Here is a 22621-nt window from a genome sequence, read left to right as displayed (position 1 = left end):
CATGCAGCATCTCGATCTACAGGTTGTGCGGCGGGCACTGGAGTGGTCGGTGGCGGGGCAGCGCATTTGGCTCTGTACGGTGCTGACCACTTACGGCTCGGCGCCGCGTGCGCCGGGTTCGCTGCTGGCGGTGAACGATAGCGGCCAGTGGATCGGGTCGCTGTCCGGTGGCTGCGTCGAGGAAGACTTTCTCGCGCGCGTCGCTGAAGGTGCGTTTCTCGATGCGGTCAATGTGGTGCGTTACGGCGAAGGTGATGATCCGCGCTCGCGGGTCAGCCTGCCCTGTGGCGGTATTCTCGACGTATTGGTAGAGAAATTTGACGCCGACGGTGAAGTGCAGGCGCATCTTCTTGAGCTTGAATCGGCGTTGCTCGGCCAGCGTCGTCTGATTCGCGAGGTCGATCTGGGCAGTGGTGCGCGCAGTCTGTTCGCGGATCGCGAGCAGGGCGCGCGCATCGAGCGCGAGATCGACCGGGTGCGGATTCGCATCGGTGCCGCGCAGCGCTTGCTGCTGGCGGGTTACTCCAGCGTGGCGCAGGCCTGTGCCGAGTTCGCGGTCGGTCTCGGCTTCGAAGTGATTCTTTGCGATCCGCGCGACGAAGTGCTCGAAGGCGTGGTGCTGAATGGCGTGGAGATTCGTCGGCAATTGCCGTCAGTGTTTATCGCCGATGGCGGCTGTCACAGCGATACCGCGGTGGTAGCGCTGACCCATGATCCGCGCATCGACGACCTGGCAATGATGGAAGCGGTACGCACCGAAGCGTTTTACATCGGCGTCATGGGCTCGCAGCAGACCTCGCAGAAACGTTTTGAGCGCCTGCGCAGGATTGGTGGGCTGGGGGAGATCGAACTGGCGCGGATTCATGCGCCGATCGGGCTTAACCTGGGCAGCAAGACACCGGCGGAGATCGCTTTGGCGGTGCTGGCGGATATCTTGCGGATTCGTAGCGGGATCGCCCGGGATCAGCTCTGATCTGGATTTTGCAAATATTTGTGGCGAGGGAGCTTGCTCCCGCTGGACTGCGCAGCAGGCCTTCTTTTCAGATAAAAGGGAGTCCGCTGCGCGAACCGGCGGGAGCAAGCTCCCTCGCCACAGTTGTTTGCCAGTCAAGAAAACTGATCAGAACCCCAGCTTGTCACGCAACCCGTAATACCACGCACCCAACGCCGCAAATGGCGTGCGCAGCAACTGCCCGCCCGGGAACGGGTAGTGCGGCAGATCGGCAAACGCATCAAAACGCTCAGCCTGACCACGCAACGCTTCCGCCAGCACTTTGCCGGCCAGATGCGTGTACGTCACGCCGTGGCCGCTGCAGCCCTGCGAGTAATAAATGTTGTCGCCAAGGCGTCCGACCTGCGGCAGGCGCGACAGGGTCAGCAGGAAATTGCCGGTCCAGGCGTAGTCGATCTTCACGTCCTTGAGCTGCGGAAAAGCCTTGAGCATTTTCGGGCGGATGATCGCTTCGATGTTCGCCGGGTCCCGCGCGCCATAAACCACACCGCCGCCGAAGATCAGGCGCTTGTCGCCCGTCAGGCGGTAGTAGTCGAGCAGGTAGTTGCAGTCCTCGACGCAGTAATCCTGTGGCAGCAGGGATTTTGCCAGTTCTTCGCCCAGCGGTTCGGTAGTGATCACCTGAGTGCCGCACGGCATCGATTTGGCTGCCAATTCCGGCACCAGATTGCCGAGGTAGGCGTTGCCGGCGACGATGATGAACTTGGCCCTGACCTTGCCTTGTGGCGTGTGCACCACCGGGTTGGCACCGCGCTCGATGCGCACGGCCGGCGATTGCTCATAAATCGTGCCGCCGAGGGACTCCACCGCAGCGGCTTCACCGAGCGCCAGGTTCAGCGGGTGGATGTGACCACCGCTCATGTCGAGCATGCCGCCGACGTACTGATCGCAGGCGACCACTTCGCGAATGCGGCGCTGGTCGAGCAGTTCCAGTTGCGTGTGGCCGAAGCGCTCCCACAGGCGCTTCTGCGATTCCAGGTGACCCATCTGCTTGGCGGAGAGGGCGGCGAACACGCCGCCGTCCTTCAGGTCGCACTGGATGTTGTACTTGGCCACGCGCTCACGAATGATCCGACCGCCTTCGAAGGCCATCTGCCCGAGCAGTTGTGCTTGCTTGGGGCCGACTGTGCGCTCGATGACGTCGATGTCGCGGCTATAGCTATTGACGATCTGCCCGCCATTGCGCCCCGACGCACCGAAACCGACCTTCGCCGCTTCCAGTACCGTGACGCGAAAACCATTTTCCAGCAGAAACAGCGCCGAGGACAGCCCGGTGTACCCGGCGCCGATCACACAGACATCCGTCTCCACATCATCCTGCAAGGTCGGACGTGGCGGTACGGCATTGGCCGACGCAGCGTAATAAGACTCTGGGTAAGGGGTGTTCGCCATCCTGCAGCCTCTGTTTAATATATTTTACGAGTGCGCCGATCCTACCCGAGTTGAAAAACCTCCGCCAGCCACCGGAAAATCTTATCTACCGGCCCGAAATTAAATATTTTGCATATTCATAGGGTTAGGTAAAAAAAAGGTGTTGACACCCCTCCGGAATTCCGTAGAATGCCGCCTCACAGCAGGCACGTAGCTCAGTTGGTTAGAGCACCACCTTGACATGGTGGGGGTCGTTGGTTCGAGTCCAATCGCGCCTACCAAACAAAATCCGCTCTGCTGGGCGGTCTGGAAGGGCTCACCGAAAGGTGGGCCCTTTTTTGTTGTCTGCGATTTGTCAAAGCCTTGCTCCAGGCGCTCGCCTCAATCCATCCGATCTTTCGTTACCCTGACCGCTTAGCGTGTTTCGAAATAACACGACCTGCTGATATGGCGTTCTGTGCTTTTTTTGGATCCGTCGAAAAAGTGTGGATATTGAAGGGGTTACCCGTATTTTTAACCGGCCGGTGATCAAAAAAATGTTGTTGCTGATCGTGAACTTCAGTAACATCTGCCCCGCGTTCACCACCACGGTTTATGCATTTTTAAATCCCAAGCTTCCATCAGCTGCTTGGGATTTTTTTTGCCTGCGATTTGGCCAATCCCGTTCTCTGTCCCCTTGCTTCCTGCGCGAAGCTTTCCAGTCCCACTGCTGTGTGCGGGCGAAACCGGTTTTTTTCGACTACTACTGACTGGCGTTTTCCACGGCTTTCTCAAGGAGTTCGTCGATGCTGGTTCATTGGTTTCTCGCCGCTATTCATCTCTTGGCTTTTGCACTGGGCTTCTGGGCCGTGTTGACCCGTGGCACGGCGTTCAGTCGTCTGGCGACTGGCGTCGGTGAAGCAAAGCGGGTTTTGCTCGCTGATAATCTGTGGGGCATTGCTGCGCTGGTGCTGCTGGTGACTGGCGGCATGCGCGCCTTTGGCGGGTTTGAAAAGGGCGCTGACTACTATCTGCACCAGCCGCTGTTTCATTTGAAGATGACGTTGTTCGTGCTGCTTCTGTTGATTGAGCTGGCGCCGATGATCACGCTGGTCAAATGGCGGATCGCATTGGCGCGAGGCAAGGTGTTCGATACCACGCGTGCAAAGCTGTATGCACGGATCAGTCACGTCGAGGCGCTGTTGTTGGTATTGATGGTGATTGCAGCCACCGGCATGGCGCGCGGCGTGACGTTCGGCTAACAAGGAGCAATTCCCTGTGTGCTCTCGGAAATGTCTGACAGCCAGGCTGGGCAGTCGCAGGTAGTATCGCGCTGCAGGGGAGGACGGGGGCGAATGAAGTAGAGCGATGGGATGTGTCAGGCGCCGTGCCCAGTGGGCTGGGGAGCGGATGGCAATACGGCGCGTGTATCTCTAGCCAGTCATTATGCAAAGCAAACGAACTGGCTACTGACTGCAATGCGGTTCAGGGCGTTTGTGGCTTGTCCGGGGCGGTCAGGCCGGCCTGAATGCGCTGATAGATTTCTTCACGGTGTACGGCAACGTTTTTCGGAGCATTGATGCCGATACGGACTTGCTGACCGCTTACGCCGAGGATGGTGATCGTAATGTCATCACCAATATTTATGCTTTCACCGACTTTGCGGGTGAGTATCAGCATGGTCTTCTCCTTGATTGCTTTGTAGGGCACCTGATTCAGACAGTGCAGAGGTCGGTGGTACGTATAGATTAGTGCGAAGTCTCACGGTTTGGGTGCCTCTTTCTGACGCGCAGATGCGGCATTAATTCCCAGGGCGTAACTATACAGAGGCTGCAATCATCAATCTCGTTGTTTTGTGCCCATTTTGCGGGCCTCGCGAAGTATTTATGAATGTTAAGATCGCCGCTTTGTGATTTTCGAGGAAAGCGTTGTGCGCAAATTGGTCTGGATGGTCGCGGCACTGGCATTGGCAGGGTGTGGCGAAGGCAAGAGTGTAGACGTGCAGAAGCCGAAAACGACAGTCGCAGCCGCGCCTGTGGCGGCATCTTCTGCGCAGTGGGACCTCGAAGTGCGCGGCGAAACACCTCAGGCTGTCAGCGACCTGAGTGGCTGGTTGATCGAGCATGCGTTCGTGCCGACCGTGATCAAGGACAGCAGCGGCAAGACGCGGATCCTGATTGGTCCGTTCAACTCCCAGGCCGACGCGCAAGCGCGCAAGGTCGAGGTGGATGCAGCATTGGTGAAGGCCAAGAAGCAGAACGTCGAATCGGTGATCGTCGAGCATCCGCTCGCACCGTAAGCCGCACTTTCAGCGGAGCGGCCTAAAGGACATCGCAGTCGACTCGTCTTATACGAGTCAATCACGATTTCTCGAAGGAGCTCCGCATGGCCTCCGCCGCTCCCTATAAGCTTTTCAATGCGGTTTTGCGCCGCAAGACGCTGGTGAGTCCGCACATGATGCGGATCACGCTCGCCGACCCTTCAATAGGTGGCATGGCCACTTGGGCGCCGGATCAGCGCGTCAAACTGTTCTTCCCTGCTGAAGATGGATCCCCTGCGAGCCTTGCACAGGAGGAGGGCTGGTACGCGCGTTTTCGTTCGATGTTGGCGAGCCGTCGACCGGCAATGCGCACTTACACCATTCGTCATTTACGCGCTGATCTGGGCGAGGTCGACATCGATTTTGTCCTGCATGGCGAGACCGGTCCCGCGTCGCGCTGGGCGCTGCGTGCGCAGCCGGGAGCGTCGATGCAGATTCTTGCTCCCGGCAGCGGTTTTTCCGCGCAGGACGCCGGAGGGTTCGAATGGAAACCGCCAAAGCTACTCAAACAGGTTTTGCTGGTGGCCGATGCCACGGCATTGCCGGCGGCGATGGGTATTCTTGAAGAATTGTCCGCCATGGCTGAGCCGCCCCAGACTCAGGCGTACTTTGAAGTCGACAGTTTGGCAGACATACTCTCGGTGCCAGACTGGCCCGGGCTGGCGGTGCAGTGGCTGGTTCGCGATCAGGGGCCAGAAGCAGTGGCTGGCGCGCTGATGGTCGAGGCGGTGCAGCAGGCGTTCTTGCCTGCAGAGGATTCATCGGTCGGGCAAGCAGCCGAACTCGCCGAAGTCGATATCGACAAAGACATTCTCTGGGAGATCGCCAACACGGCCCCCGAAGGTTTTTATGGCTGGATTGCCGGCGAAAGTGCTGCGGTCATGCGTCTGCGCAAATACCTGATCAAGGAATGCGGTATCCCCCGTGAGTCACTCAATCTGATGGGCTACTGGCGCTACGACAAGGCTGGCAGTTAGGCACAAAAAAGGCCTCGAACATCACGTTCGAGGCCTTTTCCTTTGAGCTGGAGGGTCAGCCGCAGGCTTTCAGGTTCACCGGGCCGACAAATTCATTGCCGTGTCCCATGACGCACGCCACGCTCTGATTACGCTGGCGTTCCCAGTCTTGCACCGGGTACGTCTTGTCCCAGGCTTCGTAAAGCTGCCGATCCTGTTTCGACAGGCGCAAGCCGTACTGCTTGCTCATGTAGAAATAGGTGCGCGCGATCATGCCGCGAATCGACGGGCGAGGCATGACCTTCTTGGCCTTGAAGTCGACTTGAGTCAGGCACGAGCCATACTGACCGGATTGCACCGGCAGCCAGCCATAACTGAAATTGCTGCGATCACCGTTGACCTCGCCAATGCTCGGTACCAGGTTGTGCAGGTCGGCTTCGGCTTTCTGATAACTCGGGTCGTAGCGTGTGCAGTTCTTGCGCCCGCCCGACTGCCAGCATTGACGCTGGTGACCGAATTCCCACGCCGGGACAATGTGCTCCCATTCGATGCGCGAAGCGCGCTTGGCATTTTTGCGTGGCACATAACCGCAAGCCTTCAAGTCCACCTTGTTGCCAGTGTATTTGCATCCGCAGTAAAACTCGGTGGACTGCGGTGCATACAGCTTCCAGGCGGCTTTCTTGGCCTCGGTAAAGGTGCGGGGAGCGCCAGCCTGGGCGCCAAAAGCGATGAACAGCAACAATAATGCAAAACAGCGGACACTCATTGAATCAATCTTCCTTCGGCACAACCCAAAAAATCTGCACGCCGCCATCGTCGCGATAGGCGAGTGTGACGTTGTCGTTCTCGTCGATTTCCTCGAGCAGTTGCTCCCATGCATCCACAGGCTCGTCCGGCAGACGGAAGATCAAGGCGGCTTTGGCTTTTTGTGCGGTAGGGGAATTGATGATTTTTTGAACGCGCATACCCATGCGTTCGTAAGCGTCAGGAGCATCAGGGGAGGTGGCCACGAGGTTATCCTTATTAAGCTGTACGTGTATACAGTATTTAACTGTAAGCATTTTCGCAACTGCTTAAAATTCAAGAAAATCCTCTGACAGCGCTTTTGCGATTTTGGTGTAAGCCGGGTCGATTATTTTGTGCGAAAAAGTCGCGCGCAGCGTAGGTGGCTGCACCACCCGCCGCGCGGGCGAGTGGTGAGCAGGTTGCCCGATCCGGAAAGGCTCAGGCGAGGGTCAATCAATATTCCCAGAACATCCGTTGCAGCTCTTTGCTGTCGTTGGTTTTGGTCAGGGCGACCATGGCCAGGATCCGAGCTTTTTGCGGGTTCAGGTCGTGAGCGACGACCCAATCGTATTTGTCGTCAGGCTGTTCGGCGTTACGCAGAACGAAACCACCAGCGTTCACGTGGGACGAGCGGATGATCTGCACGCCGTCTTTGCGCAGGGCTTGCAGGCTCGGCACTACGCGCGAAGAAACCGAACCATTACCGGTACCGGCATGGATGATGGCCTTGGCGCCGGCCTGGGCCAGTGCTTTGTAGGCGGTGTCATCAACGTTGCCGTAGGAATAGGCGATTTCTACGTCAGGCAGGCTCTTGATGTTCTTGATGTCGAATTCCGAGTCCATGGTGTGGCGCTTGGCTGGCAAGCGGAACCAATAGGATTTGCCTTCAACCACCATGCCCAGCGGACCCCAAGGGCTTTTGAACGCCTCGGTCTTGATGTTGATCATTTTGCTCACGTCGCGACCGGACTGGATCTCGTCATTCATGGTCACCAGCACGCCTTTGCCGTGCGCTTCTTTGCTGCTGGCGACGGCGACGGCGTTGTACAGGTTGAGCATGCCGTCCGCCGACATGGCGGTGCCTGGACGCATCGAGCCGACGACGATGATCGGCTTGTCGGTCTTCTCTACCAGGTTGAGGAAGTAGGCGGTTTCTTCCAGGGTGTCGGTGCCGTGGGTGATGACGATGCCATCGACGTCTTTGCTGTCGGCCAGTTCCGATACGCGGCGACCCAGTTGCAGCAGGTTGTCGTTGGTGATGCTTTCCGAGGCGATCTGCATGACTTGTTCGCCACGCACGTTTGCCAGTTTGCTCAACTCGGGGATGCCGGCAATCAGTTGTTCAATGCCAACCTTGGCCGCCTGGTAAGTGGCGCTGTTGGCTGCGCTGGCGCCGGCACCGGCAATGGTGCCGCCAGTGGCAAGTACCACGACGTTGGCGAGTTTGGTCTGGGTTTCGACTTCTTTTGCCTGAAGGGCGGTTGGCAGGAGCAGGAGGAGGGCCAAAGCGCCCGGTACCAAGGTGTTGAAAGCAGATTTCATTATTTTTCTCTCTAGTAGTGAGACGGTGCTGATGCAGGTTCATCTAGATGCGCCCCGAGCCGATCTGAATGCTCGGGTGCAGGCTAGGGAGCAGGATCCGTACCAGTGCTACTTTGCTTCAGAGAGATGTTTAACTTCATGATTTGCATCAGGTTTTTTTGAAATGGCCAATGGTTGGGCCGATCACCTGTCCGGGTTTCCGAATATTGGGGCCTTTCATGTTCGGTTCACCGAAAAGGACTACAGGCCTTGGTGAACGAAACGGCTTCCCGGTTTCGGCTTTTCTGCTAAAGAAACCCGTCAGCAGGCCGATGGGTGTTAAAGGAAACGATTATTTAGGGAGTTCACATGTCACTGACGATCGGTTTTTCACATCCCGGCGCAGTCACCATCGGCGGTAAAACCGCAGCGACAATCAATGCAATGAACCAGGCGGAAGCAGACGCATCCGAAGAGGCGCTGGGCGTTGAAAAAGAGCAAAGCAACCAGGTCAGAACCGGTGGGCCTGCGCAAGAAGCCAGCCAGGCGAGTAATGCTGACAGCGGCGATAGCCTGAGCATCACCGTCAAAATGCTGCTCAAGCGGATGCAGGAATTGCAGAAGCAACTGCAAGAACAGCAACAGCAATTGGCGGCGGCGCAGGCGGCAAGTTATCCGACGCCCGAGGCCAAGTCACAGGCGGTCATGTCCGTTCAGGGCCAGATCGCGCAAACCAGCGGCGCGCTGATGGAAGTCGCGGCGGCACTGGTCAAGGAAATGTCCAAGGATTCAACCAGCGGCAACCTGGTCAGCACCACGGCTTAAGCGGGGAAGGGCGAATCCGACGATTCGCCCTGCAATAAAACGATGATTTCTGATTGTTGACAAATGTCAGCGGGATTCGCATAGTTCGGTCTACGCAAACGTTTGCGCGGCTTCCCCGGTGCACTATTGGCCGGAAGAGAGCGCTGAAGCCTACGCCAGCGCGAGCGTTGCTCACAATAATCATAAGATCGGAGTGAACCCATGAAGCTGCCATTCGCTGGACGTCTTCTTGCTGTCGCTATGCTGGCTGCCGCAGCCGCCGCACTACCTGTCTCTTCGGCCTTCGCCGAGTCCCCGGAAAAACCCAAAGTCGCATTGGTCATGAAATCCCTGGCCAACGAATTCTTCCTGACCATGGAAGATGGCGCCAAGGCTTACCAGAAAGAACACTCCGCTGATTTCGACCTGATCTCCAACGGCATCAAGGACGAGACCGATACCGCCGGCCAGACCCGCATCGTCGAGCAGATGATTCTGGCCAAGGTCAACGCGCTGGTCATTGCACCGTCCGATTCCAAGGCCATGGTGCCGGTGATCAAGAAAGCCGTCGATGCCGGCATCACCGTGATCAACATCGACAACCAGCTCGATCCGCAAATCGTCAAAAGCAAAAATATCAGTGTGCCATTCGTAGGGCCGGACAACCGCAAGGGTGCGCGTCTGGTCGGTGAGTACCTGGCCAAGCAACTGAAGGCCGGTGACGAAGTCGGCATCATCGAAGGTGTGTCCACCACCACCAACGCCCAGCAGCGCACCGCCGGCTTCAAGGATGCGATGGATGCGGCGCAGATCAAGGTGGTCTCGTTGCAATCGGGCGACTGGGAAATCGACAAGGGCAACAAGGTTGCAGCTTCGATTCTCAGCGAATACCCGGATGTGAAAGCGCTCTTGGCGGGTAATGACAGCATGGCTGTCGGCGCTGTTTCCGCTGTGCGCGCTGCCGGCAAGGCGGGCAAGGTACAAGTGGTCGGTTACGACAATATCAACGCGATCAAGCCGATGCTCAAGGACGGTCGCGTGCTGGCGACGGCCGATCAGTTCGCTGCCAAGCAGGCTGTGTTCGGTATTGAGACCGCGCTGAAAATCCTCAAGGGCGAAAAAGTCGACAGCGGCGCCAATGGCGTGATCGAAACGCCAGTCGAGCTGGTCACCCAGTAAGTCTTCCGGCGACACAACGGCGCTCGTCCGTCCGGACGAGCGCATGGAGAGTTTTTATGTCAGTTTCCGCCCCGAACGCTGTCCTCTCGGTCAGCGGTATCGGTAAGACCTATGCGCAGCCGGTGCTCACGGGCATCGACTTGACGCTGATGCGCGGTGAAGTGCTGGCGCTGACCGGCGAGAATGGTGCCGGTAAAAGCACGCTGTCGAAGATCATTGGTGGTCTGGTTACGCCGACCACAGGCCAGATGCAGTTCCAGGGCAAAGACTACCGCCCCGGCAGCCGTACCCAGGCTGAAGAGCTGGGCGTGCGCATGGTCATGCAAGAACTCAATCTGCTGCCAACCCTGTCGGTGGCGGAAAACCTGTTTCTCGACAACCTGCCCAGCAACGGCGGCTGGATCAGTCGCAAGCAATTGCGCAAGGCCGCCATCGAAGCCATGGCGCAGGTCGGTCTCGATGCGATTGATCCGGACACTCTGGTCGGCGAGTTGGGTATCGGGCATCAGCAGATGGTCGAGATCGCGCGCAACCTGATCGGCGATTGTCATGTGCTGATTCTTGATGAGCCGACGGCCATGCTCACTGCCCGTGAAGTGGAAATGCTCTTTGAGCAGATCACCCGTTTGCAGGCGCGAGGCGTTGCGATCATCTATATCTCCCACCGCCTGGAAGAGCTGGCCCGAGTTGCGCAACGCATTGCTGTGCTGCGTGACGGCAATCTGGTCTGCGTCGAGCCGATGGCCAACTATAACAGTGAGCAGTTGGTGACCTTGATGGTCGGCCGTGAGCTGGGCGAACACATCGACATGGGCCCGCGCAAGATTGGCGCGCCAGCCCTGACGGTCAAGGGCCTGACCCGCTCCGACAAGGTGCGCGATGTTTCCTTTGAAGTGCGTGCTGGCGAGATTTTCGGGATTTCCGGGCTGATCGGAGCCGGGCGCACTGAATTGCTAAGGCTGATCTTCGGTGCCGATCTGGCCGACAGCGGCACGATCGCGCTGGGTTCGCCGGCGCGGGAGGTCAGTGTGCGTTCACCGGTTGATGCAGTGAAGCACGGCATCGCCCTGATCACCGAAGACCGCAAGGGCGAAGGCCTGCTGCTCAGTCAGTCGATCAGCGCCAACATTGCTTTGGGCAACATGCCGGAAATTTCCCGGGCCGGGGTCGTCAATAACAGCAACGAAATTTCCTTGGCGCAGCGTCAGATCAACGCCATGCGCATCCGCAGTTCGAGCCCGACCCAATTGGTTTCCGAGCTGTCTGGCGGCAATCAGCAGAAGGTCGTGATCGGGCGCTGGCTGGAGCGTGATTGCTCGGTGCTGTTGTTCGACGAGCCGACTCGCGGCATTGATGTGGGTGCCAAGTTCGATATCTATGCCTTGCTGGGCGAGTTGACACGTCAGGGCAAGGCGCTGGTGGTGGTATCCAGTGACCTGCGCGAGCTGATGCTGATCTGCGACCGGATCGGCGTTCTGTCGGCAGGGCGTTTGATCGATACCTTCGAGCGCGACAGCTGGACCCAGGATGATTTGCTTGCTGCCGCGTTCGCCGGCTACCAAAAACGTGATGCGCAGCTCAATGAAGCGGCGCCTAGGGAACTCCCATGAAAACTGCATCTTCTGCCGGCAAACGTGGTGGCAATTTCTACGGTCTTGGCACCTATCTGGGCCTGGCGGGTGCCTTGTTGGCGATGGTGGCGTTGTTCTCGGTCATGAGCAGCCACTTTCTGTCCTATGACACCTTCAGCACGCTGGCCAACCAGATCCCCGATCTGATGGTGCTGGCGGTGGGCATGACCTTCGTGCTGATCATCGGCGGCATCGACCTGTCGGTCGGTTCGGTGCTGGCACTTGCCGCCTCGACAGTCAGCGTAGCGATTCTCGGCTGGGGCTGGAGCGTGTTGCCGTCCGCTCTGCTTGGAATGGCGGTGGCTGCACTGGCGGGTACGGTGACCGGTTCGATCACTGTGGCGTGGCGTATTCCGTCATTCATCGTTTCGCTCGGTGTGCTGGAAATGGCCCGTGGACTGGCTTATCAGATGACCGGTTCGCGCACCGCCTACATCGGTGATTCGTTTGCCTGGCTGTCGAACCCGATCGCCTTCGGTATCTCGCCGTCGTTCATCATTGCCTTGCTGGTGATCTTCATCGCGCAAGCGGTGTTGACCCGTACCGTGTTCGGTCGCTACCTGATTGGTATCGGCACCAACGAAGAAGCGGTGCGTCTGGCCGGGATCAATCCAAAACCGTACAAGATTCTGGTGTTCAGCCTGATGGGGCTGCTTGCGGGCATCGCCGCGCTGTTCCAGATTTCCCGTCTGGAAGCGGCGGATCCGAATGCCGGCTCCGGCCTCGAACTGCAAGTGATCGCCGCCGTGGTCATTGGTGGCACCAGCCTGATGGGGGGGCGTGGTTCGGTGATCAGCACCTTCTTCGGCGTGTTGATCATTTCGGTGCTCGCCGCCGGTCTGGCGCAGATCGGTGCGACCGAGCCGACCAAGCGCATCATCACCGGTGCGGTGATCGTCATTGCGGTGGTACTCGATACCTATCGCAGTCAACGCGCCAGTCGACGGGGCTAAGTCATGGCAACGATCAAGGATGTGGCGGCGCTCGCGGGGATTTCCTACACCACGGTTTCTCACGTGGTGAACAAGACCCGGCCGGTCAGTCAGGAGGTGCGGTTGAAGGTCGAGGCGGCCATCAAAAGCCTCGATTACGTGCCAAGTGCCGTGGCGCGCTCACTGAAAGCCAAGACCACTGCGACCATTGGCTTATTGGTGCCTAACAGCCTCAACCCGTATTTTGCCGAGTTGGCTCGGGGTATCGAGGATTACTGTGAGCGTAACGGCTATTGCGTGATCCTTTGCAACTCTGACGATAACCCGGAAAAACAGCGCAGCTATTTGCGCGTGCTGCTGGAGAAGCGCATTGACGGCCTGATCGTCGCCTCCGCCGGTGGCGACATCGGGCTCGCGCAAGGGCTGGCCGGGGTGAAAACGCCGATGGTCATCGTCGACCGTGGACTGGATGGCGTGGACGCCGATCTGGTGCGCATCGATCATGAATATGGTGCCTATCTGGCGACGCGGCACCTGCTGGAGCTGGGCCATCGTGACATCGCCACCATCGGTGGTCCGTCGAGCACCAGCGTGGCGCAAATGCGTCAGGCCGGTTTTTGTCGGGCGCTGCAGGAGGCGGGCATCACCGTGCGGCCCGAACGCATGCTGGAAAGCGATTTCACCAGTACTGGTGGCTACAGCGCGGCGGCGATCCTGCTCGAAGGCAATCCGCCGAGCGCGATCTTCGCCGGAAACGACATGATCGGTATCGGTGTGCTGCGTGCGGCGGCCGAGCGCAATGTGCGCGTGCCAAGCGAGCTTTCGGTGATCGGCTTCGACGATATCCAGATGAGCCGTTATGTGTACCCGGCGCTGACCACCGTTGGTCAGTCGATCCTGCAGTTGGGCGAGATGGCTGCCGAAGTGCTGCTGCGAAGGATTGCTACCCCGAGTCTGGTCACCGATCAACGAATCGTGACCCCGAGTATTGTCTTGCGCGAATCGACTGCACCGCTGTCAGGCGTGTTCACCGAGTACCGCTGAAATCGAATTGACGAGTAGTGATGTATGCCAGCAAATGTAGTGGTAATAGGCAGCCTGAACATGGATCTGGTCACCCGGGCGCCACGGCTGCCAAAGGGTGGTGAAACGCTGATCGGTCATTCCTTTGCCACCGTTTCCGGCGGCAAGGGCGCCAATCAGGCAGTCGCTGCTGCGCGCCTGGGTGCGCAGGTGGCGATGGTCGGCTGTGTTGGCAACGATGACTACGGCGTGCAATTGCGCGACGCATTGCTGGCCGAGCAGATCGATTGTCAGGCGGTGAGCACGGTTGCCGACTCCAGTGGCGTGGCGCTGATTGTGGTCGATGACAACAGTCAGAACGCCATCGTGATCGTGGCTGGCGCCAACGGTGCAATGACCCCGGCGGTGATTGACCGTTTTGATGCGGTGCTGCAAGCGGCCGACGTGATTATCTGCCAGCTCGAGATCCCGGATGCCACGGTGGGGCATGCGCTCAAGCGTGCGCGTGAGCTGGGCAAGACCGTGATTTTAAACCCGGCGCCGGCCAGTCGTCCGTTGCCGGCAGACTGGTTTACCGCCATCGATTACCTGATTCCCAACGAAAGCGAAGCCGCTGCGTTGAGCGGGTTGCCAGTCGATTCGCTGGAAGCCGCAGAAAGCGCTGCCGGCCAGTTGATCGCCATGGGCGCGGGCAAGGTCATCATTACCCTCGGTGCGCAAGGTTCGCTATTTGCCAATGGCAAAGGTTTCGAGCATTTCCCGGCGCCCAAGGTGAAGGCGGTCGATACCACCGCCGCGGGCGATACCTTTGTTGGTGGTTTTGCCGCAGCGCTCGCCAGTGGCAAATCCGAGGCTGAGGCGATCCGTTACGGGCAAGTCGCTGCAGCGTTATCTGTGACCCGGGCCGGCGCACAGCCTTCCATTCCCACCATGTCCGACGTACAGGCGTTCAAACCCGCATGAAAAAGACTCCTTTGCTCAACGTCGCGTTGTCGCGGCTGATCGCATCCCTGGGCCATGGCGACATGGTAGTGATCGGTGACGCCGGACTGCCGGTTCCTCCTGGCGTTGAATTGATCGATTTGGCGCTGACCCACGGCGTTCCGGATTTCGTCAGTACCCTGAAAGTCGTGCTCAGCGAGATGCAGGTGGAAAGCCATGTGCTGGCCAACGAAATCCTCGACAAGCAGCCGACCGCCATGGTTGTGCTGGACGAGTTGCAAGAAGAGGGCGCCCTCGGTCGGCGCGATCTGCTGACTCATGAGCAATTCAAGGTTCTTAGCCGACAGGCACGGGCGATTGTTCGTACAGGCGAATGTCAGCCGTACTGCAACATCGTGCTGGTGGCCGGAGTAACGTTCTAATAGGGTTTTCGCCCTTTTCATTTTCATCAGCACAAGGAATGCGCCATGCACCGCTATGCTCAAAAACTCCATCAATTGCTTCGGAGTCTGCTGCTTTTGTCTTTTATTTCCGCCACCAGCGCTCAGGCTGCTGAAAAGATCGACCTGATCATCGACACCGATCCGGGTGCCGACGACGTGGTCGCCTTGCTGTTCGCCCTGGCTTCGCCGGATGAACTGAACATTCGCGCATTGACCACCGTGGCCGGCAACGTACGCCTCGACAAAACGTCGCGCAACGCGCGCCTGGCTCGCGAGTGGGCAGGGCGCGAGGATGTTCCGGTTTACGCCGGTGCGCCGAAGCCGCTGATGCGTACGCCAATTTACGCCGAGAACATCCATGGCAAGGAAGGCCTGTCGGGTGTCACCGTGCATGAGCCGAAAAAAGGCCTGGCCGAAGGCAATGCGGTCAACTACCTGATTGATACCCTGAAAAAAGCCAAGCCGCACAGCATCACCATCGCCATGCTTGGCCCGCAGACCAACCTGGCGCTGGCGCTGATCCAGGAGCCGGAGATCGTTAACGGTATCAAGGAAGTGGTGATCATGGGCGGCGCGCACTTCAATGGCGGCAACATCACCCCGGTGGCCGAATTCAACTTGTTTGCCGACCCGCAAGCGGCAGAAGTGGTACTCAAGAGCGGTGTAAAACTGACCTATCTGCCGCTGGACGTGACCCACAAGATCCTCACCAGCGACGCCCGCCTGAAGCAGATTGCCGCGCTCAACAACAATGCGAGCAAGATTGTCGGCGACATCCTCAACGAGTACATCAAGGGCGACATGGAGCACTACGGCATTCCGGGTGGCCCGGTGCATGACGCTACCGTCATTGCTTACCTGCTCAAGCCGGAGCTATTCACTGGTCGCTCGGTGAACGTGGCCATCGACAGCCGTGAGGGGATCACATTCGGTCAGACCGTGGTCGACTGGTACGACGGTCTGAAACAGCCGAAAAACGCATTTTGGGTCGAGAATGGCGATGCCCAAGGTTTCTTCGATCTGCTGACTGAGCGTCTGAAGCGCTTGAAGTAAGGCCAGGACCCGCAGGTGCAAGCCTGCGGGTTTTTAATCCCTCTCCGTGTCCTGCGTGCTCTTGTCGTCATGCTGGTACCGCTCGAACACTTGAGCGATAAACGTTTGTGCGCCTTGGGTTCCCATCGTCTTGACCAGCAGATCGATGCTGATCAGCGCCAGCTCCTCCGAACTGCCAGGGCTATACGAACTGTGTCCCTTCGGCCACAAAACCTTGATGTCAGCGGAGATGCTTACGGTGCTCATGAGTGCGCTCGAAAAGTCGGGAATGTCTGAGCGCGAGTTAACCACTTTGTCGGGCGTTTGGCACTGCGACTTAGGCATGGGCGCGACGCTATGCGACACTTGGTCTTTTCCGGCTGAACCAAGGAATGTGCTGTGCAGATCGATTTGAATTCCCCCGACGGCCTCACACTCGACGCTGTGCGCCAGTTGCTCGCGTCGGCCAGCGATGATGTGCATACGCAGCTGCGTGTGACCAAGGGGGGGATTGCCTATATTTCGTCCGGTGTGACCGGCGGGCAGGATATTGATGGCCTGCTCTTTCGCCTGGAGACCTGGGCCAAGGGTTCGGGGTATGTCGGCAACGTCGCGGCCAGCGATGAAGTCTGGGTGATGCAGATTTTCAATGCGCTGAAAGACAACTGGCCGAATCCGCCGCTCGACTACATCGACGTCTATTGAGCTTCGTTAATATTCGGTGACGATTGTGTGAGGATGCGCTGCACGCTCTTCAGGCAGACTCAGCGTTTTTCCGGATCGTGGGGCAGGGTGGCAGCATTGGTTGTGAAACCAAACGCCAGATTGGCGGTCGCACGATCTCAGCTTAACCATTTGAAAGAAGGAGGCTTCATGCCTTTGAAGTTCGCGTCTCTGGGTGCACTTATGGCCGTTGCCATGTTGGCCGGTTGCAGCACGACCTCCAGCGAGTCGGCAAAGGATCCTGTGGCGACCGATGCCGGTCACAGCCGCTGTGAAGCAAAGGCAGCGGAATTTGCCATCGGTAAAAAGGCTTCGCCGGAACTGCTCGATCAGGCGCGTGCCAAGTCTGGCGCGCAAAACGCCCGTTTCCTCAAGCCAACCGACATGATCACGCTGGAATACCGCTCCGATCGCTTGAATCTGAACACCGACAACAACCTGGTGGTCACTCGCGTCAGCTGCGGTTGATCGCAGAGCGCTTTTGTTGCAGGCATAAAAAACCCCGTCACATGGACGGGGTTTTTTTAGTGCGCCGGGAAATTACTCTGGGCGAACTTGTGCAGCTTGCATACCCTTTTGGCCTTTCTCAGCCACGAAAGAGACGGTCTGGCCTTCTTTCAGGCTTTTGAAACCGTCGGATTCGATAGCTTTGAAGTGTACGAACAGGTCGTCACCGCCACCTTGAGGAGTGATGAAGCCGAAGCCTTTTTCATCGTTGAACCATTTAACGGTGCCGGTTTGGCGATTAGACATGGTGTATCTCCAAGAAACATATATTTTCAGTAGTACTGTGCTGCTCAGGCCAACTGGGCACACCCGGGTATCATAGTCGAAATGTTCGCTTTGGTAGCCCCCCGGACGTGCTGTTTGCTTTCATATTGCATCGATTTCAACCTCTGAAATGTCTGCAAGCCCCGGTTTCAGTGGCTTTTGGCCGAAAGAAGAGGGTGTAAAAAAAGCTATAAAACCTGCGTAAATTATCGATTTCGGGGTCTTTTTGGCGGTTTTTGGTCTGCCGGACGCCCGAAAAAACATTCGTCAGCGCTTATTTCTGCACTCGGCAAACCGAGATTTCTTTCAGTGCGCGCTGACCCAGTTCACCACTTGGCGGGGTGTTCTTGTCCATCAGTTGCGCGATCTCTTGCGTGGTGAATTTCTTTTCCAGCACATCGGCACCGCAAGCGCAGTGTTTATTGGCTTCGGCTGGATTGACGCTCTTGCTGGCTGCGGCGGTGCAGTCGTTCATGTACTGGGCTTTGACACCGGCAGGCCAGGCCGCGTTGGCGCTCAGCGGCAGTAGCAGGGCCAGCGGGGCCGCGTAAGCAAAAAGTCGGATAAGGCGCATGTCGGAAACTCCTTGGGTTGATATCGGCGACGATTCTCAGCTTATTTGAGGCAAAGCGTATATCCCAAGTTCACTTTGCGCCGCAAAAATGCACAAATCTTCAGCACTGAAAATCCTTCGACTCGATGACCGCTCATCTGTGCTAGCATGCCGGGCTCAAGCGTTCTCAGGCTCCGGATGGCCTTCAGCCCCGAAGCGGTCAGCGTGCGAAACCCTGATTTGAATCCCAGTCACTCTGGTTCGGTTTTCCGGTTGGCCGCAAGGCTCCTGCCGCTGTAAGGCAGGCGTTCGTCATTGAATGGCCTGGATCGGATCTTGTACTGGCTCATCCCAACCCACGTGACCTTTGGTAGGGGTCACCACTAGGAGAGGAGGCGCCATGCCAACTATTACTCTTCCCGACGGCAGTCAACGTTCATTCGATCACCCGGTTTCCGTTGCCGAGGTCGCCGCATCCATTGGTGCCGGTCTGGCCAAGGCCACCGTGGCCGGCAAGGTCAACGGCAAGCTGGTCGACGCCTGCGACATCATCGACAGCGACGCAACGCTGCAAATCATCACGCCAAAGGATGAAGAGGGGCTGGAGATCATTCGCCACTCTTGCGCGCACCTGGTTGGCCATGCGGTCAAGCAGCTGTATCCGACTGCGAAAATGGTCATCGGCCCGGTTATCGACGAAGGCTTCTATTACGACATCGCCTTCGAGCGTCCTTTTACTCCGGACGACATGGCCGCCATCGAACAGCGCATGCATCAGCTGATCGACAAGGATTACGACGTCATCAAGAAAGTCACTCCGCGCGCCGAAGTGATCGAAGTGTTCAAGGCCCGCGGCGAGGACTACAAGCTGCGTCTGGTCGAGGACATGCCGAACGAGCAGGCCATGGGCCTGTACTACCACGAAGAATACGTCGACATGTGCCGCGGCCCGCACGTGCCGAACACTCGCTTCCTGAAATCTTTCAAGCTGACCAAGTTGTCCGGTGCCTACTGGCGCGGTGATGCCAAGAATGAGCAGCTGCAGCGCGTTTACGGTACTGCCTGGGCAGACAAGAAACAGCTGGCGGCATACATCCAGCGTATCGAAGAAGCGGAAAAACGCGATCACCGCAAGATCGGCAAGCGCCTGGGCCTGTTCCACACCCAGGAAGAAGCGCCGGGCATGGTGTTCTGGCACCCGAACGGCTGGACCCTGTATCAAGTGCTCGAGCAGTACATGCGCAAGGTGCAGCGTGACAACGGCTATCTCGAGATCAAGACGCCGCAAGTCGTTGACCGCAGCCTGTGGGAGAAATCCGGGCACTGGGCCAACTACGCCGACAACATGTTCACTACCGAGTCGGAAAGCCGCGACTACGCCATCAAGCCGATGAACTGCCCATGCCATGTGCAGGTGTTCAATCAGGGTCTGAAGAGCTACCGCGAGCTGCCGATGCGTCTGGCCGAGTTCGGTGCGTGTCACCGTAACGAGCCGTCGGGTGCCTTGCACGGCATCATGCGTGTACGTGCGTTTACTCAGGACGACGCCCACATTTTCTGCACCGAAGAGCAGATGCAGGCTGAATCCGCAGCGTTCATCAAGCTGACCATGGACGTTTACCGCGACTTCGGCTTCACCGATGTCGAGATGAAGCTGTCCACTCGTCCGGAAAAACGCGTAGGTTCCGACGAGCTGTGGGATCGCGCCGAAGCGGCACTGGCGGCAGCCCTCGATAGCGCGGGCCTGCCGTATGATTTGCAGCCGGGCGAAGGTGCGTTCTACGGTCCGAAGATCGAGTTCTCGCTGAAAGATTGCCTCGGTCGCGTCTGGCAGTGTGGTACCTTGCAGCTCGATTTCAACCTGCCTGTCCGTCTCGGCGCCGAATACGTTTCCGAAGACAACAGCCGCAAGCATCCGGTGATGTTGCACCGGGCGATCCTCGGTTCGTTCGAGCGTTTCGTCGGGATTCTGATCGAGCATTACGAAGGTGCATTCCCTGCGTGGCTCGCGCCAACCCAGGCAGTGATCATGAATATCACTGATAAACAGGCAGATTTCGTCGCTCAGGTTGAAAAAACTCTCAACGAAAGCGGATTTCGTGCCAAGTCCGACTTGAGAAATGAAAAGATCGGCTTTAAAATCCGCGAGCATACTTTGCTCAAGGTTCCCTATCTTTTGGTTATCGGAGATAAGGAAGTCGAGATGCAGACTGTCGCTGTGCGTACTCGTGAAGGTGCTGACCTGGGCTCGATGCCCGTCGCCCAGTTCGCTGAGTTTCTCGCGCAAGCGGTTTCCCGGCGTGGTCGCCCAGATTCGGAGTAATTATTATTAAGCGTGAAATGAGACAAGATAAACGAGCTGCACCGAAAGCCCCGATCAACGAGAATATCTCGGCACGCGAGGTTCGGTTAATTGGCGCTGATGGCGAGCAGATTGGCATCGTCTCGATTGATGAAGCGCTTCGTATTGCTGAAGAAGCAAAGCTTGATCTGGTAGAAATCTCTGCTGACGCAGTCCCACCGGTTTGCCGGGTGATGGACTACGGCAAATCGATCTTCGAAAAGAAGAAGCAGATTGCAGCGGCGAAGAAAAACCAGAAGCAGATTCAGGTAAAAGAAATCAAGTTTCGTCCAGGGACGGAGGAAGGGGATTACCAGGTAAAACTGCGCAACCTGGTACGTTTCCTGAGTGACGGGGACAGGGCCAAGGTATCCTTGCGATTCCGCGGCCGTGAGATGGCCCACCAGGAGCTGGGGATGGAACTCCTCAAGCGGGTTGAAGCTGACCTGCTCGAGTACGGTTCGGTCGAACAGCATCCTAAGATGGAAGGACGCCAGCTGATCATGGTCATCGCCCCGAAAAAGAAGAAGTAATCAACAGGGCACGGCAGGCCTTCTGATTATGTTTATCAACTGAATGCGGAGTATCCGAACATGCCAAAAATGAAAACCAAAAGTGGTGCTGCTAAGCGGTTTCTGAAAACTGCTAACGGTATCAAGCACAAGCACGCTTTCAAGAGCCACATCCTGACCAAAATGTCGACCAAGCGTAAGCGTCAACTGCGCGGTAGCAGCTTGCTGCATCCGTCTGACGTGGCAAAAGTCGAGCGCATGCTGCGCCTTCGTTAATTTTAGTCAAGAATAGAGGAAGTAACTCATGGCTCGTGTAAAGCGTGGCGTCATTGCCCGTAAGCGTCACAAAAAAATTCTGAAACTTGCTAAAGGCTACTACGGCGCACGCTCCCGCGTATTCCGTGTTGCCAAGCAAGCGGTAATCAAGGCAGGCCAATACGCCTACCGTGACCGTCGTCAGAAAAAACGTCAGTTCCGCGCTCTGTGGATCGCTCGTATCAACGCTGGTGCTCGTGTTAACGGTCTGTCCTACAGCCGTTTCATCGCTGGCCTGAAAAAAGCGTCCATCGAGATCGACCGTAAGGTTCTGGCTGATCTGGCAGTGAACGAAAAAGCGGCGTTTGCTGCGATTGTCGAGAAAGCTAAAGCCACCTTGGCTTAAGTACCCCCGACAGTCACCCGGCCCCACCTCTGTGGGGTCAGGTGTTAAACGTCATAAATAGGGGAAGAGCCTTCAAGCTCTTCCCCTATTTTGTATCTGGAGTCTGTACATGGAAAACCTGGATGCGCTGGTCTCTCAAGCACTAGAGGCTGTGCAAAGCGCTGAAGATATCAATGCCCTGGAGCAAATCCGGGTTCAATACCTTGGCAAAAAAGGTGAATTGACTCAGGTGATGAAGACCCTGGGGAATTTGCCGGCAGAAGAGCGTCCGCAAGTCGGCGCCCTGATCAACGTTGCCAAGGAGCGTGTTACAGGCGTTCTCAATGCGCGCATGGCTCTGTTTGAAGAAGCCGAACTGGCTGCCAAACTGTCTGCCGAATCTATTGACGTGACGTTGCCGGGCCGTGGCCAGACCTCCGGTGGTCTGCATCCGGTGACCCGGACTCTGGAACGAGTCGAGCAGTTCTTCACCCGCATCGGCTACGGCATCGCCGAAGGCCCTGAGGTCGAAGACGACTATCACAACTTCGAAGCGCTCAACATCCCAGGCCACCACCCGGCCCGGTCGATGCATGACACCTTCTATTTCAACGCGAACATGTTGCTGCGCACCCATACCTCGCCGGTACAGGTCCGCACCATGGAGTCCAAGCAACCGCCGATCCGCATCGTCTGCCCAGGCCGTGTGTATCGCAGCGACTCCGATATCACCCACTCGCCGATGTTCCACCAGGTCGAAGGCCTGCTGGTCGATCGCGATATCAATTTCGCCGATCTCAAAGGCACCATCGAAGAATTCCTGCGGGTGTTCTTCGAGAAAGAGCTGGCCGTACGTTTCCGTCCTTCTTACTTCCCGTTCACCGAGCCATCCGCTGAAGTCGATATGGAATGCGTGATGTGCAGCGGTAAAGGCTGCCGCGTCTGCAAGCAGACCGGCTGGCTGGAAGTCATGGGCTGCGGCATGGTGCACCCGAACGTGCTGCGCATGTCCGGCATCGATCCGGAAGAGTTCTCCGGTTTTGCCTTCGGCATGGGTGTCGAGCGTCTGGCCATGCTCCGTTACGGCGTGAACGACTTGCGTCTGTTCTTCGACAACGACTTGCGGTTCCTCGCGCAATTTCGCTAGTCG

28 protein-coding genes and 1 tRNA gene are annotated in these 22621 nt (G+C 57.7%); 21 read left to right on the top strand and 8 right to left on the bottom strand.

Going from position 1 to position 22621, the window contains the following annotated elements; translation table 11 throughout:
• Position 1: 1 nt before the first annotated feature.
• Positions 2–973: an XdhC family protein gene (locus tag ACYZUM_RS15595; RefSeq protein WP_108183229.1), complete on the top strand. Its 972-nt coding sequence runs from the start codon at positions 2–4 to the stop codon at positions 971–973.
• Between the two features lie 147 nt (positions 974–1120).
• Here the strand turns inward: ACYZUM_RS15595 and ACYZUM_RS15590 are convergent, their stop codons facing one another.
• The gene (locus tag ACYZUM_RS15590; RefSeq protein WP_108183228.1) at positions 1121–2404 is read right to left on the bottom strand and encodes an NAD(P)/FAD-dependent oxidoreductase; all 1284 of its coding nucleotides are present in this window, start codon (positions 2402–2404) and stop codon (positions 1121–1123) included.
• Positions 2405–2587: 183 nt separating this feature from the next.
• Between ACYZUM_RS15590 and ACYZUM_RS15585 the strand changes: the two genes are divergently transcribed.
• From ACYZUM_RS15585 to ACYZUM_RS15575, 3 genes are all read left to right on the top strand, one after another.
• Positions 2588–2664: transfer RNA gene (locus ACYZUM_RS15585), tRNA-Val, on the top strand.
• A 204-nt stretch (positions 2665–2868) separates the two neighbouring features.
• Positions 2869–3132: a hypothetical protein gene (locus ACYZUM_RS15580; RefSeq protein WP_142579701.1), complete on the top strand. Its 264-nt coding sequence runs from the start codon at positions 2869–2871 to the stop codon at positions 3130–3132.
• Positions 3133–3168: 36 nt separating this feature from the next.
• Positions 3169–3624, top strand: a complete 456-nt coding sequence (locus ACYZUM_RS15575; RefSeq protein WP_108183227.1) for a DUF2214 family protein — start codon at positions 3169–3171, stop codon at positions 3622–3624.
• A gap of 223 nt (positions 3625–3847) precedes the next feature.
• Here ACYZUM_RS15575 and csrA read toward each other — a convergent pair whose 3' ends face one another.
• Positions 3848–4042, bottom strand: coding sequence for a carbon storage regulator CsrA (gene csrA, locus ACYZUM_RS15570; RefSeq protein ID WP_003179932.1), 195 nt, complete (start codon positions 4040–4042; stop codon positions 3848–3850).
• A gap of 250 nt (positions 4043–4292) precedes the next feature.
• On the opposite strand from csrA, the gene ACYZUM_RS15565 reads away from it, so the two are divergent.
• Positions 4293–4661: a penicillin-binding protein activator LpoB gene (locus tag ACYZUM_RS15565; protein WP_108184417.1), complete on the top strand. Its 369-nt coding sequence runs from the start codon at positions 4293–4295 to the stop codon at positions 4659–4661.
• An 86-nt stretch (positions 4662–4747) separates the two neighbouring features.
• Positions 4748–5659 carry a siderophore-interacting protein gene (locus ACYZUM_RS15560; protein WP_108183226.1) on the top strand — a complete coding sequence of 304 codons (912 nt, stop codon included), beginning with the start codon at positions 4748–4750 and terminating at the stop codon, positions 5657–5659.
• 55 nt (positions 5660–5714) lie between these two features.
• On the opposite strand, the gene ACYZUM_RS15555 is transcribed toward ACYZUM_RS15560, so the two are convergent.
• The 3 genes from ACYZUM_RS15555 to ACYZUM_RS15545 all read right to left on the bottom strand — a co-directional run bounded on the left by ACYZUM_RS15555 (position 5715) and on the right by ACYZUM_RS15545 (position 7966).
• Positions 5715–6404, bottom strand: coding sequence for an endonuclease (locus ACYZUM_RS15555; RefSeq protein WP_041066103.1), 690 nt, complete (start codon positions 6402–6404; stop codon positions 5715–5717).
• A 4-nt stretch (positions 6405–6408) separates the two neighbouring features.
• A complete protein-coding gene (locus ACYZUM_RS15550) occupies positions 6409–6699 on the bottom strand; it encodes a DUF1654 domain-containing protein (RefSeq protein ID WP_108183225.1) in 291 nt (96 codons plus the stop codon).
• 178 nt (positions 6700–6877) lie between these two features.
• A complete protein-coding gene (locus tag ACYZUM_RS15545; protein ID WP_027611548.1) occupies positions 6878–7966 on the bottom strand; it encodes an asparaginase in 1089 nt (362 codons plus the stop codon).
• 348 nt (positions 7967–8314) lie between these two features.
• On the opposite strand from ACYZUM_RS15545, the gene ACYZUM_RS15540 reads away from it, so the two are divergent.
• The 8 genes from ACYZUM_RS15540 (at position 8315) to ACYZUM_RS15505 (ending at position 15952) form a co-directional block, all read left to right on the top strand.
• On the top strand, positions 8315–8770 hold the full coding sequence (locus ACYZUM_RS15540; protein WP_041066108.1) for a hypothetical protein: 456 nt from the start codon (positions 8315–8317) through the stop codon (positions 8768–8770).
• A 201-nt stretch (positions 8771–8971) separates the two neighbouring features.
• Positions 8972–9928: a sugar ABC transporter substrate-binding protein gene (locus ACYZUM_RS15535; RefSeq protein WP_041066111.1), complete on the top strand. Its 957-nt coding sequence runs from the start codon at positions 8972–8974 to the stop codon at positions 9926–9928.
• A 56-nt stretch (positions 9929–9984) separates the two neighbouring features.
• Positions 9985–11538, top strand: coding sequence for a sugar ABC transporter ATP-binding protein (locus tag ACYZUM_RS15530; RefSeq protein WP_108183224.1), 1554 nt, complete (start codon positions 9985–9987; stop codon positions 11536–11538).
• Positions 11535–12512 carry an ABC transporter permease gene (locus tag ACYZUM_RS15525; protein ID WP_041066117.1) on the top strand — a complete coding sequence of 326 codons (978 nt, stop codon included), beginning with the start codon at positions 11535–11537 and terminating at the stop codon, positions 12510–12512. Before ACYZUM_RS15530 ends, ACYZUM_RS15525 begins: the two co-directional genes overlap by 4 nt.
• Positions 12513–12515: 3 nt before the next feature.
• Positions 12516–13535 carry a LacI family DNA-binding transcriptional regulator gene (locus ACYZUM_RS15520; protein WP_108183223.1) on the top strand — a complete coding sequence of 340 codons (1020 nt, stop codon included), beginning with the start codon at positions 12516–12518 and terminating at the stop codon, positions 13533–13535.
• Positions 13536–13559: 24 nt separating this feature from the next.
• Positions 13560–14477: a ribokinase gene (rbsK, locus tag ACYZUM_RS15515; RefSeq protein ID WP_108183222.1), complete on the top strand. Its 918-nt coding sequence runs from the start codon at positions 13560–13562 to the stop codon at positions 14475–14477.
• Positions 14474–14878: a D-ribose pyranase gene (gene rbsD, locus ACYZUM_RS15510; protein WP_108183221.1), complete on the top strand. Its 405-nt coding sequence runs from the start codon at positions 14474–14476 to the stop codon at positions 14876–14878. The genes rbsK and rbsD overlap by 4 nt, the downstream gene beginning before the upstream one ends.
• Positions 14879–14923: 45 nt before the next feature.
• Positions 14924–15952 (top strand): nucleoside hydrolase, encoded by a 1029-nt coding sequence (locus ACYZUM_RS15505; RefSeq protein WP_108183220.1) that lies wholly within the window; start codon positions 14924–14926, stop codon positions 15950–15952.
• Between the two features lie 33 nt (positions 15953–15985).
• On the opposite strand, the gene ACYZUM_RS15500 is transcribed toward ACYZUM_RS15505, so the two are convergent.
• Positions 15986–16198, bottom strand: coding sequence for a hypothetical protein (locus tag ACYZUM_RS15500; protein WP_086793391.1), 213 nt, complete (start codon positions 16196–16198; stop codon positions 15986–15988).
• Between the two features lie 132 nt (positions 16199–16330).
• On the opposite strand from ACYZUM_RS15500, the gene ACYZUM_RS15495 reads away from it, so the two are divergent.
• Together ACYZUM_RS15495 and ACYZUM_RS15490 are read left to right on the top strand one after the other, a co-directional pair.
• A complete protein-coding gene (locus ACYZUM_RS15495) occupies positions 16331–16636 on the top strand; it encodes a hypothetical protein (protein WP_041066130.1) in 306 nt (101 codons plus the stop codon).
• Between the two features lie 168 nt (positions 16637–16804).
• A complete protein-coding gene (locus ACYZUM_RS15490; RefSeq protein ID WP_086793187.1) occupies positions 16805–17122 on the top strand; it encodes an I78 family peptidase inhibitor in 318 nt (105 codons plus the stop codon).
• A 72-nt stretch (positions 17123–17194) separates the two neighbouring features.
• Here ACYZUM_RS15490 and ACYZUM_RS15485 read toward each other — a convergent pair whose 3' ends face one another.
• Both ACYZUM_RS15485 and ACYZUM_RS15480 read right to left on the bottom strand, forming a co-directional pair.
• Entirely contained in the window at positions 17195–17407 is a 213-nt protein-coding gene (locus ACYZUM_RS15485) for a cold-shock protein (protein WP_003179963.1), read from the bottom strand.
• Between the two features lie 292 nt (positions 17408–17699).
• Complete coding sequence (locus ACYZUM_RS15480; protein WP_041066136.1) at positions 17700–17999, bottom strand: hypothetical protein; 300 nt, start codon at positions 17997–17999, stop codon at positions 17700–17702.
• 379 nt (positions 18000–18378) lie between these two features.
• Between ACYZUM_RS15480 and thrS the strand changes: the two genes are divergently transcribed.
• The 5 genes from thrS to pheS all read left to right on the top strand — a co-directional run bounded on the left by thrS (position 18379) and on the right by pheS (position 22618).
• Positions 18379–20301, top strand: a complete 1923-nt coding sequence (gene thrS / locus ACYZUM_RS15475) for a threonine--tRNA ligase (protein WP_007961251.1) — start codon at positions 18379–18381, stop codon at positions 20299–20301.
• Positions 20301–20852, top strand: coding sequence for a translation initiation factor IF-3 (gene infC / locus ACYZUM_RS15470; RefSeq protein WP_170929410.1), 552 nt, complete (start codon positions 20301–20303; stop codon positions 20850–20852). The genes thrS and infC overlap by 1 nt, the downstream gene beginning before the upstream one ends.
• 60 nt (positions 20853–20912) lie before the next feature.
• Positions 20913–21107 carry a 50S ribosomal protein L35 gene (gene rpmI, locus ACYZUM_RS15465; protein WP_002553160.1) on the top strand — a complete coding sequence of 65 codons (195 nt, stop codon included), beginning with the start codon at positions 20913–20915 and terminating at the stop codon, positions 21105–21107.
• A 28-nt stretch (positions 21108–21135) separates the two neighbouring features.
• The gene (rplT, locus tag ACYZUM_RS15460) at positions 21136–21492 is read left to right on the top strand and encodes a 50S ribosomal protein L20 (RefSeq protein ID WP_002553161.1); all 357 of its coding nucleotides are present in this window, start codon (positions 21136–21138) and stop codon (positions 21490–21492) included.
• Positions 21493–21601: 109 nt separating this feature from the next.
• Positions 21602–22618: a phenylalanine--tRNA ligase subunit alpha gene (gene pheS / locus ACYZUM_RS15455; RefSeq protein WP_003226365.1), complete on the top strand. Its 1017-nt coding sequence runs from the start codon at positions 21602–21604 to the stop codon at positions 22616–22618.
• Positions 22619–22621 lie beyond the last annotated feature (3 nt).

It is taken from the genome of Pseudomonas sp. m6p, assembly GCF_055760375.1.
This window is presented reverse-complemented; position numbering and strand designations above follow the sequence as displayed.

Coding starts and splice junctions, on each gene's coding strand:
- rpmI (WP_002553160.1), top strand. CDS start 20,913: ATGCCAAAAATGAAAACCAAAAGTGGTGCTGCTAAGCGGTTTCTGAAA.
- ACYZUM_RS15540 (WP_041066108.1), top strand. CDS start 8,315: ATGTCACTGACGATCGGTTTTTCACATCCCGGCGCAGTCACCATCGGC.
- csrA (WP_003179932.1), bottom strand. CDS start 4,042: ATGCTGATACTCACCCGCAAAGTCGGTGAAAGCATAAATATTGGTGAT.
- ACYZUM_RS15575 (WP_108183227.1), top strand. CDS start 3,169: ATGCTGGTTCATTGGTTTCTCGCCGCTATTCATCTCTTGGCTTTTGCA.
- pheS (WP_003226365.1), top strand. CDS start 21,602: ATGGAAAACCTGGATGCGCTGGTCTCTCAAGCACTAGAGGCTGTGCAA.
- ACYZUM_RS15485 (WP_003179963.1), bottom strand. CDS start 17,407: ATGTCTAATCGCCAAACCGGCACCGTTAAATGGTTCAACGATGAAAAA.
- ACYZUM_RS15590 (WP_108183228.1), bottom strand. CDS start 2,404: ATGGCGAACACCCCTTACCCAGAGTCTTATTACGCTGCGTCGGCCAAT.
- ACYZUM_RS15500 (WP_086793391.1), bottom strand. CDS start 16,198: ATGAGCACCGTAAGCATCTCCGCTGACATCAAGGTTTTGTGGCCGAAG.
- rplT (WP_002553161.1), top strand. CDS start 21,136: ATGGCTCGTGTAAAGCGTGGCGTCATTGCCCGTAAGCGTCACAAAAAA.
- rbsD (WP_108183221.1), top strand. CDS start 14,474: ATGAAAAAGACTCCTTTGCTCAACGTCGCGTTGTCGCGGCTGATCGCA.
- ACYZUM_RS15560 (WP_108183226.1), top strand. CDS start 4,748: ATGGCCTCCGCCGCTCCCTATAAGCTTTTCAATGCGGTTTTGCGCCGC.
- ACYZUM_RS15550 (WP_108183225.1), bottom strand. CDS start 6,699: ATGCTTACAGTTAAATACTGTATACACGTACAGCTTAATAAGGATAAC.
- ACYZUM_RS15555 (WP_041066103.1), bottom strand. CDS start 6,404: ATGAGTGTCCGCTGTTTTGCATTATTGTTGCTGTTCATCGCTTTTGGC.
- thrS (WP_007961251.1), top strand. CDS start 18,379: ATGCCAACTATTACTCTTCCCGACGGCAGTCAACGTTCATTCGATCAC.
- ACYZUM_RS15530 (WP_108183224.1), top strand. CDS start 9,985: ATGTCAGTTTCCGCCCCGAACGCTGTCCTCTCGGTCAGCGGTATCGGT.
- ACYZUM_RS15545 (WP_027611548.1), bottom strand. CDS start 7,966: ATGAAATCTGCTTTCAACACCTTGGTACCGGGCGCTTTGGCCCTCCTC.
- ACYZUM_RS15505 (WP_108183220.1), top strand. CDS start 14,924: ATGCACCGCTATGCTCAAAAACTCCATCAATTGCTTCGGAGTCTGCTG.
- ACYZUM_RS15490 (WP_086793187.1), top strand. CDS start 16,805: ATGCCTTTGAAGTTCGCGTCTCTGGGTGCACTTATGGCCGTTGCCATG.
- rbsK (WP_108183222.1), top strand. CDS start 13,560: ATGCCAGCAAATGTAGTGGTAATAGGCAGCCTGAACATGGATCTGGTC.
- ACYZUM_RS15480 (WP_041066136.1), bottom strand. CDS start 17,999: ATGCGCCTTATCCGACTTTTTGCTTACGCGGCCCCGCTGGCCCTGCTA.
- ACYZUM_RS15520 (WP_108183223.1), top strand. CDS start 12,516: ATGGCAACGATCAAGGATGTGGCGGCGCTCGCGGGGATTTCCTACACC.
- ACYZUM_RS15535 (WP_041066111.1), top strand. CDS start 8,972: ATGAAGCTGCCATTCGCTGGACGTCTTCTTGCTGTCGCTATGCTGGCT.
- ACYZUM_RS15595 (WP_108183229.1), top strand. CDS start 2: ATGCAGCATCTCGATCTACAGGTTGTGCGGCGGGCACTGGAGTGGTCG.
- ACYZUM_RS15525 (WP_041066117.1), top strand. CDS start 11,535: ATGAAAACTGCATCTTCTGCCGGCAAACGTGGTGGCAATTTCTACGGT.